The sequence below is a fragment of the Bradyrhizobium sp. HKCCYLRH3099 genome (assembly GCF_051167855.1).
Classification (GTDB): Bacteria; Pseudomonadota; Alphaproteobacteria; order Rhizobiales; family Xanthobacteraceae; genus Bradyrhizobium.
Map to the genome: position 1 here is coordinate 41,377 of NZ_JBNPTW010000011.1, position 17,547 is coordinate 58,923.

Consider the following 17,547-nt stretch of genomic DNA (forward strand, 5'->3'; position numbering starts at 1 on the left):
TGGGTTACTCGTCATGCCCGGGCTTGTCCCGGGCATCCACGTCCTTCCGCGAGGCCCGACGTGGATGGCCGGGACAAGCCCGGCCATGACGTTGTGGAGAGAGTCGAGCATATCTCGCGATTGAGTGCCCTACCCCGCCTTCACATACTTCCGCCAGTCGTGCTCTTCCTTGAACCCGAGCACCTCCCGCGTCTTGCGGTTCGACAGCGGCGCTTCGCGCTCGCCGAGCTCGCGCGTCACCGGCACGCCGGGGCAATAGCGCTGCAGCAGCTCGCGGGTCGGCATGTTGGCCGTGACCGTGTCATTCACCGCATTGAACACCTGGAAGCCGAGCCCGTCCTTGGCGATCGCCAGATGCACGATCTCGCCGAGGTCGCGCGCGTCGATGTAGGACCACGCATTGCGCTTGCGTGACGGCGGGTCGGCGAGGAAGCGCGGGAACATGTCGTATTCATGCGGCTCGATGACGTTGCCGATCCGCAAGCAATAAATGTCGATGCCGTAGCGCATCGCAAACGCCCGCGCGGTCTTCTCGTTCACGACCTTCGACAGCCCGTAGGAATCCATCGGGTCGATGTCGTAATCCTCCTCGAGCGGAAAGCTGTGGAAGTCCTTGTCGCCCTCGGCGAAGCAGACGCCATAGGTGGTCTCGCTCGAGGCGATGATGATCTTGCGCACGCCGAGCTTGGCCGCCGCCTCGATCACATTGTAGGTCGAGATCGTGTTGACCCGGAAGGTCTCGTTGTCGGGCTCGATCAGCACCCGCGGGATCGCGGCGAAATGCACCACGGCATCCGGCGCCTGCGCCGGCCGGCCGGCGTTGAAGCCGCCGAAGCCGTAATGGCTGGTCAGCGCATTGAAGGCCTGGCCGCTGTCGGTGAGATCGGCGATCAGGGTGTTGATGCCGGGATGATCGAACGGCTTGAGGTCAACGTTGAGCAACTCATAACCCTTGGCCTGAAGATGCGGCAGCACATGCCGTCCCGCCTTGCCGGTTCCTCCGGTGAACACCACGCGCTTTGTTGTCATCGTCTTTTCATCCTCGTGAGGTGCGTGAACGCGCCTGTCCTTAACAGCATTGCCCCGCCCGGCTCCATAGGAACTTGCCCAGGTCTCGCGGCCGGCTTCGGGCCATGACGGCAACCGGGCCTTCGTCAACACCGTGCGATGCTGAACTTTTCCAGGCGTGAACCGACGTATTCAAAGCAAGGCCGAGGTGGAGGTCGCAAATGACGACTCTGGCCAGAGTGATTTCGAAGGCATTTTCCGAGCAATCCCAGGGGACGCACAACACGCTGCTGAGACATTTGACGTTGTTCGGTGCAGCGGTCGTTTTTGTCTGGATATTGACGCTGACCTACGGGCTCGATCTGAGCCCCGCGCTGTTCTGACCGTTATCGCCTGCAGGGTGAGCGCCGAACTCATCAGCTCCAAGCCGGGAGCTCCAAGCCGGCAGATCAAAGTCGGCAGATCAAACGCGGCAGCTCCAGGTCCAAGCTGGCCATCCCAGCAGATGGCTGGACGCGGCCGCGATACAGCCCGCGGGGGCGATCCTCCTCATTGACCGCGCGTGCAATAGGCGCCGGCCAGCGTCCTTCGCAAAACCGACACAAGATTCTTTTCACTCATCAGTAGCCAGGTTCTTAGCTTTCTGATAGGTAACTCAGTGTGGTTAGTTGGACGCATTTGGGGCGGCCTGGCCGTCCCGGGAAAGGACGTGGTCATGAAACTGTCGTCGAGCGTTACTCCGTCAGCCGTCGCGCTGTTTGCAGCGATTTTGCTATGTGGCACGGCCGTGGCTCAGCCCGTAGCGGGCCCCGCCCCGACGCTGCCTGGCGTCACCGTCGACGCCCCGAAGACGGCGGCCAAGCCATCTCGACCGACCGAGGCGGCAGGCACGGCGACATCGCACCGGGCGGCCTCGACCCACCGATCAACCGCCCGCGCGGCGGCGTCGGGCCAGACGCCCTCGACGACGAGCAACGAAGTCCTGGACAGGATCACCAAGCTGGAGCGCGCCGCCAGCAGCTGCAACGGCGGCTGTGAGACCAGCTTCAAGTCCGGCAACCAGCCCTGGATCGGCTGCAGCCTGTCGGGTCAGGAATCGGTGCCGTTCGACGGCAAGTGCTCGGACACGCTCACCTACGCCCACTACTCGGATTGCCAGCAGACCAAGGCCTTCCTGGGCTGGGACCGCAACAAGATCTGGTGGCACTGCAGCAGCCTGCAGGTCGGCAACAAGTTCAAGGTCGCCGAAATCAAGCGGTTGAAGTCCACCCGCTGACGCGGTTCGATAAACACATCGTCGCCGGCCCGCGCTTGGCGTGGGCCGGCGACATGCGCCTTGTTCGACGGATGACGTGGGCCGGCACGGCGTATGGGTGCCTCAGGATGCGCCGTCCTGATCGCATCAACCCGGCCCAAGCGATCCCAGCCGCTTGATCCCAGCCGCCTGGTGGCGAGCCGAGCACACGCATCGAGCGGCCTGTCCGGCCGCGCAATGATCTCGCATCATTCGCTCTCGAACTTCGTCGGAGGCGGGGACAGCACCTGAGGCCCGTGCGCCGTGTCGACGCGAAACACGCCGAACCCGCGCTCGGTGCTTCCATCGCGGCGGAAACGAAACAGGCCCATCACGCCGAAGAAGCCGGACGGCTGGGATATGGTCGTCACGTCAATTCCTCGCGGGCCGTGCTCCCTGAACAGCGCGACGGCAAGTGACCCCGCATCATAGGCGAGATAGGACATGGCGGTCGGCGCTTCACCGAACCGCTCGGTGTATCGGTTCTCGAATGCGCCGAGTCCGCGAAGCTCGGGCGATACGAACCAGCCGCCATCCAGCGCCGGTTCGCTGAGATTGGTGTAGCTGGCCCAGTTCACCGTTCCGACGAATTGAGCCTTGGCCAGATCGCCGCCGTCCGCTTTGACCATGCGCGCAATCCGCCCGACATTCCCCAGGTCGTCGTAAAGAAACACCGCGCCCACCGACGCATCCGCAAGCTTCCGCAGGGCGTCCCGCGGCGGTTCACCGCCAGCCGGGTAACGCTCGACGATGAGGCTGCTTCCGCGATCGGCGACGGACTTGCGCAGCGCGTCTTCGACCCGCCGTCCGGCCTTCGCATCCGGCAACAAGGCGCCGAAGGATTCGAGTCCGCGCGAGCGGCTGAACGCGATCATTGCGTCAGCCATATGATCCTGATCGACATCCAGGCGGAACAGATTCGGCGCCGCGACGATGGGCTCGGCCGTGAGGCAGATCACCGGCACGCCCGCGCCCACGGCCGTCTCGGAGACCTTGCCGACGGCGCCCGGGAGCTGCGGGCCAACGATCAGTCTTGCTCCGAGGTCGAGGACGCGCCGCAGCGCGCGCTCGGAACGATCCGGATCGCCGCCATCATCCTCGACCAGGACGGCGATCCCGAACTCCTGCCACTCGGCGACCGCCATCTCGAAACCTTGCCTGATCGCACGTGCCGACTTCCCCAATTCGCCGCTGGCGGAGATCGGGAGCACGAGAGCCACCTTCACCTGGAGGCCTTCGGCTGACGCAGCCGATGCCGCTCCAGGACTCCCGGCCAGCGCGGCCGCGGCGATCATCACGATCATCCGCCAGGACAGGGATCTCGTACGGGAAAGCGCCATCACCACCGTCTCCATCGAGGACCGACCGACCTCACCCCATTCGTCCCGGCGTCGGATGTCATGGGATCGTAGATGACCTTGACAGAGCGCCCCGAACCAAGCCCCAGCCGTTTCAGCATGCGTCGACCTCGTCCTGCCTTTCTGGATCGGCCTCACGCCTCTGATGAACGAAGCATCGAAGCCAAAAATGAAGACGCAAATCCAGAGCGCCATCAAGTCTGCCCAAAGCAGCCATTTGGGCGTGCGCAATGACAACACGGTCTTCAAGCTATTCTCGCCTCTGTTCGTCTCTCGATCCAGGAGAGAGATCATCGTCCGGACATGAGTACGCCGATGCTCGCTTCTCTTCCTTGCTGGATCGAGCTAACTTGTTTGGAAGTCCGGCTGCAAGGGACGACCTATGAGTGCGGAGCGATTTCGCATTTTCGCCGCGGCGGCGTGCCTCGCTGCGCTGTTGCCTCAGACAACACCGACGGCGGCCCAGACCATGCCCGCGCCCGACATCCAGCAAAAGATTGATGCCGTCTGCGCCTGTCTCATGACCAAGGTGGTGGAGAAGGACGATCCCCACATCTGCCAGCGGCTGCAGGATCGCATGGCCGCCAGCCATGTGCCGGGCGTCAGCATCGCCGTCATCCACGACGGCGCCATCGAATGGGCGCAGGGGTTCGGTGTTGCGGAGGTCGGCGGCCGCGCCGTCACCGCTGAGACGCTGTTCCAGGCCGGCAGCATCAGTAAGCCTGTCGCCGCGATGGCGGCGCTTCGTCTCGTCGAGCAAGGCCGATTGGCGCTCGATGCCGACGTCAACCACGCTCTGACCTCCTGGAAGCTCCCGGCAAACACGGCAGCCCCCGGAGCCGTCACCCTGCGCCAATTGCTCAGCCACACGGCTGGACTCACGGTCCATGGATTTCCCGGCTACGCCGCCGGCGCGGCGCTGCCATCGCTGGTGCAGATCCTGAATGGAGAGCCGCCCGCCAACACCGCGCCTGTCCGCATCGAGGCGCCCCCGGGAAGCCGTTGGAAATATTCCGGCGGCGGCTACACCATCGCGCAACTGCTGCTCGAGGGTATCTCTCGGCAGTCCTTCCCCCAACTCATGCAGGACACCGTGCTGGGACCGATCGGCATGCGCAGCAGCACCTATGAGCAGCCCTTGCCGGTGGCGCTGCGCTCCGGCGCCGCCACGCCCTACCGGGCCAACGGCACGCCGATCCCGGGCGGTTTTCACACCTATCCGGAAATGGCAGCGGCTGGGCTTTGGAGCACACCGACCGACCTCGCCCGCTATGTGATCGAGGTCCAGCGCTCGCTGCGCGGCGATGCCAACCATGTGCTGTCGGCCGAAATGACCCGCGAGATGCTCACCCCCGGCCTCGGCCGGCACGCGCTCGGTCTGCCGATCGGCGGCTCCCCTGACGACCCGTTCTTCTCGCATAGCGGCATCGACGCCGGCTTCGAAGCCATTCTCGTCGGCTATCAGCAGCGCGGCGAGGGCGCGATCGTCATGACCAATGCGCAAGGCGGCCAGTTGCTGGCCGGCGAGATCCTGCGCAGCATCGCCCATGTCTATGGCTGGCCGGATCTGCATCCGATCGTCCGCAGCAGCATCGCGGTCGATCCCGCCCTGCTCGCGACCTATGCCGGCGTCTATCAGCTGACGCCGACCTTCGCGGTCACCATCACGCTGGAAGGCGGCAAGCTGATGTCGCAGGCGACGGGCCAGGGCAAGATCGAGCTGTTCGCGGAGGCGCCAAGCCGCTTCTTCGTCAAGCCGGTCGATGCCCCGTTGGAGTTCTTCACCGCTTCATCCGGGCAGATCACGCACCTCGTTCTTCATCAGAACGGCCAGGACATGCGCGGTGAACGCAAGCCATAGCCCCGACCAGCGCGCCGGTGGCAGAGCTCACCAGACGGCCAGTGGCGCCCTAGAGATCACAGAGCACGTTCCTGATGAGGTCCGACATTGTCATTCGTCACCCAAGCGCCGCGCCTTGCTGGATGTAGCGCGTTCACGCATCGAACTCGTCCAGCTGACGGTCGTCGGTGGCAACGAGCCCACGCGGCTGCTCTATGAGAGCGCCGTCTTCGGCGTGCAGCCGAAAGCATTCAATGTGGGCGATCGCTATCTCAATGAACTCCACATGCTCCTCGACCTCGGCCGCAAGGGCCAGGGCTCCGCGCGGTCATCCTGATCGGGCCTGTCGCGGTTTCTATGGCGCCTCACACCAAGGCCAGCTTCGAGATCACGAGATCGAGCAGCGCGCGCAGCCGCGCCAGCCGGCGCAGGTCGCGGTGATAGCCGACATAGGTGTCGCGTCCCGGCGGCTGCTCGCCGACGTCGACGGGCCGAAGGCCCGGCGTCGCATCGCCGAGCGGCCGGGGCAGCACGGCGAGGCCCGCGCCTTGCGCACAGAGCATGGCCTGAACGTCGCGGTTGTTGCTGCGCATCGCGACCTCGGCCTTCGGCAATCGCTTGGCGAGCCAGCGCGCGTCGGGCATGTCGGCGAATGCCGTGTCCATGGTGACGACCCTGATCCCCTGGCCATCGCCCTTCACGCGCCGCGGGCCATCCATGGGACCGTACACGGCGTAGGGAATGTGCAGCAGCCGCCGCGAGATCACCTCCGGCTCATCGAACGCGCGGATGCGAAACACGAGATCAGCCTCGCGGCGGGGAAGACTGTACAGCCGCGCGTCGGTCAGAAGTTCGACACAGACGCGCGGGTGCAGCCGGCCGAATTCGGCCAGCACCGGCGTCAGCATCAGGCGGCCGAACCAGTCCGACGATGAGACCCTGAGGAAACCGTCGAGCTGCGCCTGCGCGCCCGCCAGGCGCCGCTCGAACGCGAGCGCCTCCTCCTCCATCCGCTCGGCATGCGCCAGCACCGCCGTGCCTTCGTGAGTCAGCACGAAGCCTTCGGCCGTGCGCTGAAACAGCGTCTGGCTCACGGCCGCTTCGAGCGCCGCGAGGCGGCGTCCCATGGTCGGCTGCGACAGGCCGAGCCGGCGCGCGGCCGCGCCGAGCGTGCCCTCGCGCGCGATGGCGAGGAAGATCCGCAGGTCGCTCCACTCCATGCAAGACCTTTCGGACAGGGACGCGACGGACAGCGCCCCATTCAGAACTGAATGAATTACATACGAATTCGATGATGTCCATTCAGACTGCGAGCGCCGATGATGCCTTCATCACAGCAGGAGGTCGCCATGACCATCTCGATGAAGGCTGCCATTCTCCACGAAACCGGCTCGCCGCTGCGCGTCACCGCGATCAGCAGCCCCGCGCCGGGCCGCGGCGAAGTCCTCGTCCGCATCGCCGCGGCGGGGACCAACCCGCTCGACACCAAGATCCACGCCGGCCAGGCGGCGCATGCGAGGCACCCGGCTCCCGCCATCCTCGGCCTGGACATGGCCGGAACGGTCGAAGCCATCGGCGAAGGCGTCACCCGGTTTCGCCCGGGCGACGAGGTCTACGGCATGGTCGGGGGTGTCGGCGGCCACCCCGGCACGCTCGCCGAATATGTCAGCGCCGACGCGGATCTGCTCGCGGCCAAGCCGGCGAACCTCAGCATGCGCGAGGCGGCCGTGCTGCCGCTGGTGACGATCACGGCCTGGGAAGGCCTGGTCGATCGCGTCGGCATCCGGCCGGGACAGAGCCTGCTCGTACTCGGCGGCGCCGGCGGCGTCGGCCACATCGTCGTCCAGCTCGGCCTCGCCTTCGGCGCCACGGTCTTCGCGACGGGAAATCCCGAGAGCCAGCCGGTGATCGAGCGCCTCGGCGCTGTCTTCATCGACCGCAACGAGCCGATCGCCGACGCCGTCAGTCGCATCACGGCTGGCCACGGCTTCGACGTCGTCTACGACACGGTCGGCGCGCTCGATGTGGCTTTCGCCGCGGTCGCGCGGTTCGGCCACGTCACCTCGTCGCTGGGCTGGGGCACACATCCGCTGGCGCCGCTCTCGTTCAAGGGAGGCACCTATTCCGGCGTGTTCACGCTGCTGCCGCTGCTCGACGGCAAGGGACGGCGGCATCACGGCGAAATCCTCGAACAGGCCGCTCAGCTGGTGGAATCCGGCAAGCTCACGCCGCTGCTCGACCCGCGCCGGTTCGCGCTCGAGGACGTCGGCGCAGCCTATGACGCGCTCAGGACGGGCAGCGCCGGCAAGATCGCCATCGACATCGCGGCGGCGTGAGCCGGCGCGCTCCCCAAGCCTCACATGCATCAAGGAGTTATCCGATGAGAGTCTGGTTCATCACGGGTGCCTCGCGCGGCTTCGGCGCGCTGGTCGCGCAGCAGGCGTTGGCGAGAGGCGACGCCGTCGTGGCGACGGCGCGCAATCCCAAGGCGATCGTCGATCGCATAGGTACGCATCCCAACCTCCTGCCGCTCGCGCTCGACGTCACCAAAGAGAGCGAGGCGGTCGCGGCGGCGCAGGCGGCGGTCGACCGCTTCGGCAAGATCGACATGCTCCTCAACAACGCCGGCTTCGGCCTGATGGGCGCGGTCGAGGAAGCAAGCCAGGACGAGATCGAGGCCGTCTTCCGCACCAACGTGTTCGGCCTGCTCGCCGTCACCCGCGCGGTGCTTCCTCACATGCGCAAGGCGCGCTCGGGCCGCATCCTCAACATCTCCTCGATCGGCGGCTATCGCGGCTCGGCCGGCTTCGGTGTCTATGGCGCAACCAAGTTCGCGGTCGAGGCGCTGTCGGAGGCGCTACGCGCCGAGCTTGCGCCGCTCGGCATCCATGTCACGGCGATCGAGCCGGGCTATTTCCGCACCGACTTCATGGACGCCTCGTCGCTGAAGGTCAGCCGTCTCGAGATCCCCGACTACAGCGCGACGGTCGGACGGGTCCGGGCGAACGCAGGCGCCGTCAACGGCGCCCAGCCCGGCGATCCCGACAAGCTCGCGCGGGTGCTCGTCGACTTCGCCGACGAGCCCGACCCGCCGGTGCGGCTGCCGCTCGGGGCCGACACCGTCGCGGCGATCGAGGCGAAGCACGCCTCCGATGCCGCCATCATCGCGCGGTGGCGCAAGGTTTCGCTCTCGACCAGCTTCTGAGCGCAGCCGGCAATCAACCTCGATCGGGAGCGGATGTCATGGATCGTAGATGACCTTCACGGAGCGGCCGGCGCTGAGCCCGAGCCGCTTCACCATGTCGTCGACCTCGTCCTGGCTTTCCGGATAGGCCTCGTAGGTGATCTTCGTCTTGAACAAGCTTGGATAATATCGTGGATGAAGCGTCCACATGACGTCGCGAAAGACGCCACTTTCGGCGTAGAGATTTCGGACGATCCGTCGCACATAGAGACTGTCGGTGGGAAGCGAGAGCGGCGGCTTGACGGCGCGGTCCTTGAAAAACTCCGTGAACGTCCGCTCATATGTAAAGCCGTGTTCGCCGCCCTGCCGACACGGACCACGCTGCACTTTCTTCGGCTCACCGTCCCGCGGTGCTTCAAGATACGTGCATAGCTCGAGGCCCTGCGGATAGTGCCAGGCGACGAGCGTGTCCTTGAGGATATAGGTCTTGTCCGACGCCACAAGAAGGAATTGCGCGCACGCCGACAGGCAGTGGTCGTAGACCACCACCGTGGCACGACGATCGCGGACGATGTCGGACAGCGTGACCGCGGGAATTGTATGTCCTCCGAAACTTCGCACGACGAACAATCCCCCATCATGGAGATCCTTCGCCGACGAGACATCCATATTCTCGGCAAGCACGCCGTCGAAGCAGAGCACGCGCTTGTCCGGGCTGAGGCTCATCGGAGCCTGTCCCGCATGGCGGCAGTGATTCACGGCGTCGTAGTATCTCTCGCGATCGACCGCCGGCTCCTGGGCGCAGGCGTCCGCAGAACGAAGCATCGAGATCAGGATGAAGACGCACATCCAGAGCGCCGTCTGAACCATCGGTGCCATCCCCGCCTCTGAACTTCATATGGTTCGCCCGTCTGCGTCTGGGACGTTGCCAGAGTAGGACCAGCGATCCACGCCGCTTCATGGATCCCGGTGTTCGAGGAATTCCTTCACCGGCCCGACGAAGGGGTGCATGAACTGCCCGAACATGCCGCCGGGGATCGGCTTCACCGTGCCGTAGTTGACCGGCCAGCGATCCCTGGGCAGATGCCACGTTCCACCGAGCATGTCGAACAGCGGGGTATGCGCCGCGTAGTTCTTGTCGAGCGCCTCGGCGTCCGATGCGTGGTGCCAGTGGTGGAATTGCGGCGTGACGATCACGTAGCGCAGCCAGCCGACATCCATCTTGATGTTGGAATGGATCAGCACCGACTGCACGGAGATGAAGATCAGATAGGCGAAGATCGTGTCCTGCGGGAAGCCGAGCAGGACGATCGGCACCAGCACCAGAGCCCGCGTCGCCAATGGCTCGAGGAAATGCAGGCGCGATCCCGACAGCCAGTCCATGTGTTCGGGCGAATGATGCACGGCATGGATCCGCCACAGCCACGGCACCTCGTGATAGGCGCGGTGGGTGACGTATTCGACGGCATCGGCCGCCAGGATCACCAGCACAAAGCGGACGATCGCCGGCAGCGCCACGACATGCGCCTGCAAGGACGGGCTGATCGCCCAGGCGAACGCGTCATGGGCGAAATGGGTCGAGATCACCAGGAAGACGCCGATCAGCAAATGGTTGACGCCGAAGTAAGCGAGATCGAGCTTCCAGCCGGGGCTGAGCGGCCCCTGCTCCGGCCGCACCCGTGGGAAGACCCATTCGAGCAGCACGAAGGCCGCCCCCGTAAAGAAGAGATCGAGCACCAGCCAGTCGAGGCCGAGATAGACGCGCGGCTGCTGAAAATCCGGCGTCGGCACATAGGGCCCGCCGAGCAGGGTGGCGAGGAACAGCCCGCTGAGCCCGATCGCCGCGCTCACCCGCGGGCCGCCCAGCACGATCCCGACGACGCCGAGCCAGGCTCCGGCGACCATGGCGACCGCCAGCGTCAGGCGGAGCAGCTCGACGTCGTAATGCACGCGCAGCTCGGGCGTCGTCAGAAAGGCGGGGTAGCGCAGGCACAGCACCGCAGCGACGCTGAGCACGCCGATCGCGGCGCAGAGCGAACTGCCGATGCGCCCCTCGCCAATGCGCGGCCTGGAACTGAGTTGAGCCATCGACCGTCTCCCCAACAAAGATTTTTGACGCGCTAGAACGAGCGCGCGAACGTTTCATTGAGCCCCATGGCCAGGGTACGTCGATAGCCGATGACGGTTAAAATTACCGGAAGTCAAAGTCCGCCTGGTCGGAAGCCGCCTTGCCCTGGCATGACCGTCCACGCTCGGCCAGTTCGGCCAAGCGTGAACGAGTCGCTTCGATCACACGGTCGGGACGGTCCCGCCGTCGATGACGAACTCGGCGCCGTGGATCGAGGCGGCGCGATCCGAGGCCAAGTAGGCGATGAGGTCGGCGACCTCACAGGGTTCGGCGCCGCGCCCGATGGAGATGCCACCCAGGCCGGCCAGCACCAGCTGGCGCGCGTCCTCGAGAGTGCCACCGTTGGCTTCTCGGATGCGCTCGAGGAATACATCGGCGCCCTGGGTCATGATCCAGCCGGGAGACACGACGTTGACCCTCACGCCCTTGGGACCCAGCTCCTTGGAGATGGACTTGCTGTAGGTCCTGAGCGCGGCCTTCGCGCTGGCATAGGCGGTGGTTGCGTCGGGAAGCGGCAGGACCGACTGGATCGAGGTGACGTGCACCACCGCGCCGCTACCCCGCTCGATCATCTGCGGAATCAGCAGCCGGTCGAGGCGCACTGTGGCCAGGAGGTTCAAGTTGAGCTCGGACAGCCAATGATCATCCGTCAGGGCGACGAAGCCGCCGCCCGGCGTGGCCGAGCCTCCGAGCACATGGGCCAGGATGTCGACGCCGCCCAGACGCTCGACCGCCGCTGTGGCCAGGCTTGCCGCGCCCTCAGCCGTCGTCAGGTCCGCCTGGACGAATTCGACGCCATTGATGGGCTCCAGCTCTCCGCGCGCGGCGGTGATCACCCGGGCGCCGCCGGCGAGAAAGCGGTCGACGGTGGCGCGTCCGAGGCCCTTGGTGCCGCCGCTGATGAGCACGCGCTGTCCCGCGAACTCGGTCGGATCAGCCGTGATGGTCATGCCGTGATCTCCAAGGCCTTGATGGCGTCGTTGTCGAGGGTGAAGCGGTAGGTGAAGCGGATCGGGCTGCCCTCGAAGTCGCCATGGGCAGGACCTTCGACCACGACCTGACCACTCCCCTGGAAATTCTCGTGGCGAACGGCATCCGGCGTGAAGATCGCCTTGACCGGGATCACCGCTGCTTCGAACAGGGCCCGCATTCCGGCGTGGCCCTCGTGACGGCCTCCATCAGCAAAAATGACCGCGTCGGGCGTGAAGGGGCTCAACATGCCCTCGACATCGAGACGGGCGTTCGCGGCCACATACGCGGCAATGGGAGATGGAAGTTCGAGCGTCATTGGTCTTGTCCTGCTTGCTGCACTCGCAGCCGGGGCGGCTGCGCGTGGAGTCCGTCCGACATAGCGCTGGACAGGTCTTGCGATAATCAGGACAATTCGGGATGCCTCATCACGAAAAGAGGGACAATGTGCAAAGCAGCCTGACGGAACTCGACGCGGTTCTCATGGTCGCGCGCCGGGGCAAGTTTCGCACGGCTGCGCTCGAGCTCGGGGTTTCGACGACCGCGCTCAGCAACGCGGTCGGAAAGCTGGAGCGCACGCTCGGCGTACGGCTCTTCAACCGGACGACGCGAAGTGTGTCGTTGACGGAGGCCGGCGAGCGGTTCGTCGCGCAAGTCGCTCCGGCCGTGCAGGACATTCACGAGGCGATGGAGGTTGCGCGCTCTCAACGGGCCACCCCTTCCGGCACGTTACGCATCAACGCCTTTCCGACAGCGGCGCGGGAGATCTTCACGTCGCTCGTCCTGCCGTTCCTGCGCGTCCATCCCCAGGTCCACATCGACGTGGTCACGGAGGGGCGCCTGGTGGACATCGTCGCGGGCGGCTTCGACCTCGGCGTCCGCAGCTCGGACCTGGTGCCGGCCGACATGATCGCACTCCGATTGGGCGGCCCGCGGCGCAATGTCGTGGTCGGGACACCGGGCTATTTGAAAGCGCACGGGACGCCGCTAATCCCCCAGGATCTCGCCACGCATTGCTGTCTCCGCGTCCGGCTTCCCGATGGCGCGATCTACCGCTGGCCGTTCGAAAAGAACGGACAATCGGTCCATATCGACGTCGAGGGCCCCATCACGCTCGACGAAGCGAGCCTCGCGCGCACCGCGGCCCTCGCGTCCGTCGGTCTCACCCTCGCGATGGAGTCCGACGTGCGAGACGACATTGAGGCAGGCCGCCTCGTGCGCGTGCTCGAGGATTGGACGCCCCTTCTGTCGCCGCTGAGCCTCTATTATCCGAGCCGCCGCAACCCGACCGCCGCTTTCAAGGCGTTCGTTGACTTCGCGCGACGCAAAGTGGAGCCAGCATGACCTGACGCCGTCCATTGCATCGGAATGGCCAGCTACGGACGTTCGAGCGCCGTAGTTCAAGGCCGGTCATGTGAAGGCTGTCGGACTCCGGCCGCCCGAATGTGCCGCGCCGTCAATCATGCGGCCGGCATCCGAAACCCTTCGCATGAGCCGACATCGCGCATCACTGCGCACGAGGCCGAGCCCTTCTGCCGATCAAGAGCCTGCATTGCAAAGTGCGGCCGAGGGAGCAAAACGCTCCTTTTGCGAACGCACAAACATCATCGCGCCGACAGCCAGCCCAACTCCGGCCAACACGTCCGCCAGATGATGGCCGCCAACGGGCATTGTCGCAATAATCATGGTGAGATTTACTGGCAAGATCAAAGCCAACAGCCAACGCACATCCCGCACCGCATAGATCCCTATTAGACCGAGAATGGTGTGGAACGACGGAAAACTGACGATGCCATCGAGTGAGGACAGATCAATCACCGACAGCGCCCCATCCCGCAGCATGTTGTACGTGTGACCAAACGTCCACATCTGGTCGCGCGCGCCGTAGGTTGAGAAGAGTTGAGCAGAAGGATCGAAATAGGCAAAGGCGCCTGCAGCTGGAAACAGAAGCATGCATCCACAAAGACCGACGGTGCACAAGCCAAGTACTGCAAGCAGTTCCGCCAAGCGCTCGCCATTGCGGGACAGTCCGGCCCAAGCGATGGCGAGTTCAGTCACCCAACCGGTCGTTTGATATGCCCGGGCGAGCAGCCCCGAAACGCGTGGCTCGGAGTTCGTCATTTCCAAAAAATGTTGCCAGTCGAACCCTAGGCCATGATCGAAGCGAGCCAGGAGCGAATCCATCAACGGCAGGTTAGCTGCCGTAATGAGGTAGGAAAGAGTAACGCCGGTTGTCAGCAGCGCGCTCATCACGAATGCGGTCCGACGCAAGAGTTCGATGGCTACGAGACCACGTCGAAGAACGCTTGCAATTCGGCTGCTGTCACCTCGCAGTCGACTAAACGCCAAAGCGACGAGAAGGCCGGTCAATGAGAAAACCAGGACCTCTCCGGCGAGGGCCAGCCAGTTCGCGGGCGCAAAGGTAAGCTTCGCATGAAGCAGCCATATTGCGTCGATAAGAGCGAGTGCCAGAACACAGGTCCAAGCCGTCGCCATATAGCGCTGCGCAGACACCCCGCAATCGCTGAACAACAGCCATCGACTTATCACACTCGAAACATTGACTGCGCTCGCCACGGGCCAAGTGCTGCTCGACGCCTGTTTTTGATGAGCAGTCACGTCCAACATCGGCATTCAACGCTACGAGACCGGGCCATGAAGCCCGGCAGGATTGTTGTTTTACGTAGCCCCAGTTGAGGCATAACGCCCTAATTGTTCGTTAACTGGTTGCATGAGGAGCAACGATCAATTCGACGTAAGGCAGCCACTTCGGATTGTGACGCACGAGATCGAGGGACTCATCAGCCTGTGGCCGGGCATTTGTGGCGCAACTCCTTCAGCAGCGCGGGCATCTTGGGGAAATAGGTCGCATCGTCGTCCTGCGTCATGCCGAAGCAGACATAGTTCATGTGATATTTGATCTCCTGGGCAAAACTCCTGCGCCATTCCTTGTGATCGTAGACCGTCAGGCCAGCATCGGACTTGTAACCGGCGATCAGCGACCGTTAGCCGTCACGCATAACGTTGGCTAACAATTAGTGAAAGCCTAACCAATAAAGGTCTAACCTCGCTGATCGAATCCACAACCTATGTCTGATATGAGGCTGCACTACTGCAGCAGTCTGGCCGCAATCGCTGCGCATAAGTGGACATGAAGACCTTATTCAGTTCGATCTTCGCGATCGTAGTCGTATTGCTCGGCTTGGGGCTAACGCTGTTGTTCTCGCAGCCGTGGCTCCTCCTTGGCGCCCTGAGCTTCACGAAGCCTGTCAAGGTCGCCGCCCCCGGCCAGGATCGTAGCTACTACTATCGGTTCAAGGCCGGCTACGCTTACATGGGCGAGCCGCTCCACTTCGACATCGTGGTCGGCTGCAATGTCAGGATCACGACCTACAAGGACAATGATCGGACGGTCGAGATCGGTATTGCTCCGATGGTCTTTGGCCTGAAAATGACGGACGGGCGCGGCGTGGTGATTCGCCCGCCAGAAGCATGCCGGGGAGAGACCACCGATAACGGCAAGGTGCCCGCAGCGCTGCTCCCGCTAGTCGTCACTTACGAGAATGCGGACAAACCCTGGATCGGGCTCGCCTATGCATCGGAGGACGCTTACGAGAGTCCGATCTCTGAGCTAAAGTTCTTCGGCGCCACCATCAGCAGGGCGACGCGCGAGGAATGGCAGGAATGGCGCCGCACCGAGGCGCCGAAGAGTTTCATCACCTACGAACTCCTGGGCATAAACGCAAAGAACATATGGGAGCATCCGCACTGGAAGCCGGGATATCGGGCTATGGGCTCTATTTGTAGAGCCTTTTCTTGGGTCAAGCTTCCTGAAGTGGCGCGCGAGGCGATCCGTCCCTACTGGCCCTCGAGCAAGCCAAACTATTGGTATGGAAATCAAGATGCAGAGGCAGCGTTTCGAGCGGCGGCTGGCTTTGCAACATTTGTTTACCAGAACCCAAGTCGGCCGGGAGTACTCTTTGAGGGCCATCGACTTAGCTCATATTTTGAGCTGCCGAAATTTTTATCCAAAGACAGCGCAGTCGGCACTCTCTATCCAGCGAAGTCCGACCTCTCGTTCAACCGCCTTGATGATAGCGGCGAGTTGCCGGCGGAGATCAGGGCAAAAGCGAGAAAGAGTTATTCCGAAGCCAACCTTGATCCGCAGCTCAAAGGTTTCGCCTACTGCGATATTGTGTGGAATATCGATGATATACCGTCCACGTTAACCGCCCCACAAAACTTGGCAAATCGGATCAATGGCGAGCTGATCAACGAGGAATTGGAGCGACACGGGAACAATTTTTCCCATGCCTTCGGTCGCGATGAATACGTCATTTTTGATCGAAGCTATGCCCTCGTGAGTATCTTTGGAGGGTTGTGAGACTGTTAGCGCTCGCATGGATGCTGATATTCGCCGGAGCAACCCGCAGGTAGGACATGCGCTACAATGCTGAGGCTTGGCTCGTGATCCCGGTGGTGGCAATTTTTTTGCTTACGTTATCGTCACCCGAATGCTCGAGCATCGGCAATTCAGCAGAGAGTGCTCTGCGCTGGGATTTGATCGTATGGTGGAGCGCCCCTCGGACGATGATCTTAGGCGCTTGGTCGACGATTGCGACCGTGGCAGATGAATACACTTGGCCCGTTCCAAATCCGCTGTGGGTCAAAAGCGGTCATGCGAGCGCCGGACGACTTACTTCCGGTCGACAGCTAGAAGCGGACCTTCCCAGCTCCGGCGGCAGGTCCAGGAAGGTGGTTGATCGACGTGTTCTGCCGCCCGCGATCAGGGACGGCGTTCCGTCATGTCCGGGGCAAGCTGCAGCACACTGCGCGAGCTGACGAGGCATCCAGAGTTCTGTCCGCACCGGTCGCCCGCACGCTCCGATCAATTCGCGGCCGGCTTCGGCGCGTCGGGAGAGGCCGGGCATTTGCGGCGCAGCTCCTTCAGGAGCGCGCGCATCTTGGGGAAATAGGTCGCATCGTCGTCCGGCGTCATGCCGAAGCAGACATAGTTCATGTGATATTTGACCTCCTGGGCAAAACTCCTGCGCCATTCCTCGTGATCGTAGACCGTCAGGATCTCGTCATAGGCGAAGAGCAGATGCGCCACGAAATTCTTGTACAGGACGTATTTGACGCTGTCCGCGCGCAGCGCCGCGAGGTCGGGCTCGGTCAGTTCGGGGTGGCGCAGCTGCGCCTCGCTGTAGGACATGTACACTTGGCGCGCCGCAGCCTCGCGCGCATTGGTGCGCAGCTGATTGATCTGCAACGCCAGCAAGGCGAAGCCGACCACCGACACGGCGGCCGAGATGATCTGGGCCCAGTTCGATTGGGGTCTGGCATTCCCGGCCATGGCGTCCTCGCGGTCCTCGGTGGCGGCGGACGATAGCGGGACACCCTCAACACAATGCAAATGCGGCGCTTGGGAACTTCAAGTGATCCGACCACTGATCAGCTTGCCACCCTTGCGCAAACGGATGGACCCGCCCCGATCCAGCTACGTCCAGCCGTCCGCCCAAAGATTCTTCTTTCTTTTTTCCAGAAATCATGCTTTTATCCGAGTCGTCCCGTCTCACACGAGGGACGCTTCGCGGTCGTCACGAACGTCGAGGCGGGATGCGGTGGGCGTGTTGGTGCTGCGCGTGGATCATCTGCGCGGACGAACGGCATTGATGCGCACGGTCAAGTCGCGTGGTCCTGACACCCCGATGCTGGTGTCACGTCCGTGGCGGCGCTCACGCGCCGCACGGGCAACGGTGGCCA

Annotated in this window: 17 protein-coding genes; 8 read left to right on the forward strand and 9 right to left on the reverse strand. The window is 63.7% G+C overall.

What is annotated here, in order from left to right; all coding sequences use genetic code 11:
* Positions 1 to 129: 129 nt before the first annotated feature.
* Complete coding sequence (locus ACQR1Y_RS20840) at positions 130 to 1,029, reverse strand: NAD-dependent epimerase/dehydratase family protein (RefSeq protein WP_434879350.1); 900 nt, start codon at positions 1,027 to 1,029, stop codon at positions 130 to 132.
* Positions 1,030 to 1,229: 200 nt separating this feature from the next.
* Here ACQR1Y_RS20840 and ACQR1Y_RS20845 point away from each other — a divergent pair, with 200 nt between their 5' ends.
* Both ACQR1Y_RS20845 and ACQR1Y_RS20850 read left to right on the forward strand, forming a co-directional pair.
* A complete protein-coding gene (locus tag ACQR1Y_RS20845) occupies positions 1,230 to 1,391 on the forward strand; it encodes a hypothetical protein (protein ID WP_434861540.1) in 162 nt (53 codons plus the stop codon).
* 404 nt (positions 1,392 to 1,795) lie between these two features.
* Complete coding sequence (locus ACQR1Y_RS20850) at positions 1,796 to 2,284, forward strand: hypothetical protein (protein WP_434879351.1); 489 nt, start codon at positions 1,796 to 1,798, stop codon at positions 2,282 to 2,284.
* A 227-nt stretch (positions 2,285 to 2,511) separates the two neighbouring features.
* On the opposite strand, the gene ACQR1Y_RS20855 is transcribed toward ACQR1Y_RS20850, so the two are convergent.
* Positions 2,512 to 3,900, reverse strand: coding sequence for a penicillin-binding protein activator (locus ACQR1Y_RS20855; RefSeq protein WP_434879412.1), 1,389 nt, complete (start codon positions 3,898 to 3,900; stop codon positions 2,512 to 2,514).
* Positions 3,901 to 4,129: 229 nt separating this feature from the next.
* Here ACQR1Y_RS20855 and ACQR1Y_RS20860 point away from each other — a divergent pair, with 229 nt between their 5' ends.
* Together ACQR1Y_RS20860 and ACQR1Y_RS20865 are read left to right on the forward strand one after the other, a co-directional pair.
* The gene (locus ACQR1Y_RS20860) at positions 4,130 to 5,521 is read left to right on the forward strand and encodes a serine hydrolase (RefSeq protein WP_434894313.1); all 1,392 of its coding nucleotides are present in this window, start codon (positions 4,130 to 4,132) and stop codon (positions 5,519 to 5,521) included.
* Positions 5,505 to 5,837: a hypothetical protein gene (locus ACQR1Y_RS20865; protein WP_434879353.1), complete on the forward strand. Its 333-nt coding sequence runs from the start codon at positions 5,505 to 5,507 to the stop codon at positions 5,835 to 5,837. The genes ACQR1Y_RS20860 and ACQR1Y_RS20865 overlap by 17 nt, the downstream gene beginning before the upstream one ends.
* 28 nt (positions 5,838 to 5,865) lie before the next feature.
* Here ACQR1Y_RS20865 and ACQR1Y_RS20870 read toward each other — a convergent pair whose 3' ends face one another.
* The gene (locus ACQR1Y_RS20870; RefSeq protein ID WP_434879354.1) at positions 5,866 to 6,720 is read right to left on the reverse strand and encodes a LysR family transcriptional regulator; all 855 of its coding nucleotides are present in this window, start codon (positions 6,718 to 6,720) and stop codon (positions 5,866 to 5,868) included.
* A 129-nt stretch (positions 6,721 to 6,849) separates the two neighbouring features.
* On the opposite strand from ACQR1Y_RS20870, the gene ACQR1Y_RS20875 reads away from it, so the two are divergent.
* Together ACQR1Y_RS20875 and ACQR1Y_RS20880 are read left to right on the forward strand one after the other, a co-directional pair.
* A complete protein-coding gene (locus tag ACQR1Y_RS20875) occupies positions 6,850 to 7,836 on the forward strand; it encodes an alcohol dehydrogenase catalytic domain-containing protein (RefSeq protein WP_434879355.1) in 987 nt (328 codons plus the stop codon).
* Between the two features lie 44 nt (positions 7,837 to 7,880).
* Positions 7,881 to 8,705 (forward strand): oxidoreductase, encoded by an 825-nt coding sequence (locus tag ACQR1Y_RS20880; protein ID WP_434879356.1) that lies wholly within the window; start codon positions 7,881 to 7,883, stop codon positions 8,703 to 8,705.
* Positions 8,706 to 8,741: 36 nt separating this feature from the next.
* Here ACQR1Y_RS20880 and ACQR1Y_RS20885 read toward each other — a convergent pair whose 3' ends face one another.
* The 4 genes from ACQR1Y_RS20885 to ACQR1Y_RS20900 all read right to left on the reverse strand — a co-directional run bounded on the left by ACQR1Y_RS20885 (position 8,742) and on the right by ACQR1Y_RS20900 (position 12,100).
* The gene (locus tag ACQR1Y_RS20885; protein ID WP_434879357.1) at positions 8,742 to 9,563 is read right to left on the reverse strand and encodes a hypothetical protein; all 822 of its coding nucleotides are present in this window, start codon (positions 9,561 to 9,563) and stop codon (positions 8,742 to 8,744) included.
* Positions 9,564 to 9,641: 78 nt separating this feature from the next.
* Positions 9,642 to 10,772 (reverse strand): sterol desaturase family protein, encoded by a 1,131-nt coding sequence (locus tag ACQR1Y_RS20890; protein ID WP_434879358.1) that lies wholly within the window; start codon positions 10,770 to 10,772, stop codon positions 9,642 to 9,644.
* Between the two features lie 201 nt (positions 10,773 to 10,973).
* Complete coding sequence (locus tag ACQR1Y_RS20895; RefSeq protein ID WP_434879359.1) at positions 10,974 to 11,762, reverse strand: SDR family oxidoreductase; 789 nt, start codon at positions 11,760 to 11,762, stop codon at positions 10,974 to 10,976.
* Positions 11,759 to 12,100, reverse strand: coding sequence for a nuclear transport factor 2 family protein (locus ACQR1Y_RS20900; RefSeq protein WP_434879360.1), 342 nt, complete (start codon positions 12,098 to 12,100; stop codon positions 11,759 to 11,761). The genes ACQR1Y_RS20895 and ACQR1Y_RS20900 overlap by 4 nt, the downstream gene beginning before the upstream one ends.
* Before the next feature lie 101 nt (positions 12,101 to 12,201).
* Between ACQR1Y_RS20900 and ACQR1Y_RS20905 the strand changes: the two genes are divergently transcribed.
* The gene (locus ACQR1Y_RS20905) at positions 12,202 to 13,125 is read left to right on the forward strand and encodes a LysR family transcriptional regulator (protein WP_434879361.1); all 924 of its coding nucleotides are present in this window, start codon (positions 12,202 to 12,204) and stop codon (positions 13,123 to 13,125) included.
* 195 nt (positions 13,126 to 13,320) lie between these two features.
* Here ACQR1Y_RS20905 and ACQR1Y_RS20910 read toward each other — a convergent pair whose 3' ends face one another.
* Positions 13,321 to 14,409, reverse strand: coding sequence for a phosphatase PAP2 family protein (locus ACQR1Y_RS20910; protein ID WP_434879362.1), 1,089 nt, complete (start codon positions 14,407 to 14,409; stop codon positions 13,321 to 13,323).
* A gap of 523 nt (positions 14,410 to 14,932) precedes the next feature.
* On the opposite strand from ACQR1Y_RS20910, the gene ACQR1Y_RS20915 reads away from it, so the two are divergent.
* Positions 14,933 to 16,165, forward strand: a complete 1,233-nt coding sequence (locus tag ACQR1Y_RS20915) for a hypothetical protein (protein WP_434879363.1) — start codon at positions 14,933 to 14,935, stop codon at positions 16,163 to 16,165.
* 504 nt (positions 16,166 to 16,669) lie between these two features.
* Here ACQR1Y_RS20915 and ACQR1Y_RS20920 read toward each other — a convergent pair.
* The gene (locus ACQR1Y_RS20920; protein WP_434879364.1) at positions 16,670 to 17,137 is read right to left on the reverse strand and encodes a hypothetical protein; all 468 of its coding nucleotides are present in this window, start codon (positions 17,135 to 17,137) and stop codon (positions 16,670 to 16,672) included.
* Positions 17,138 to 17,547 lie beyond the last annotated feature (410 nt).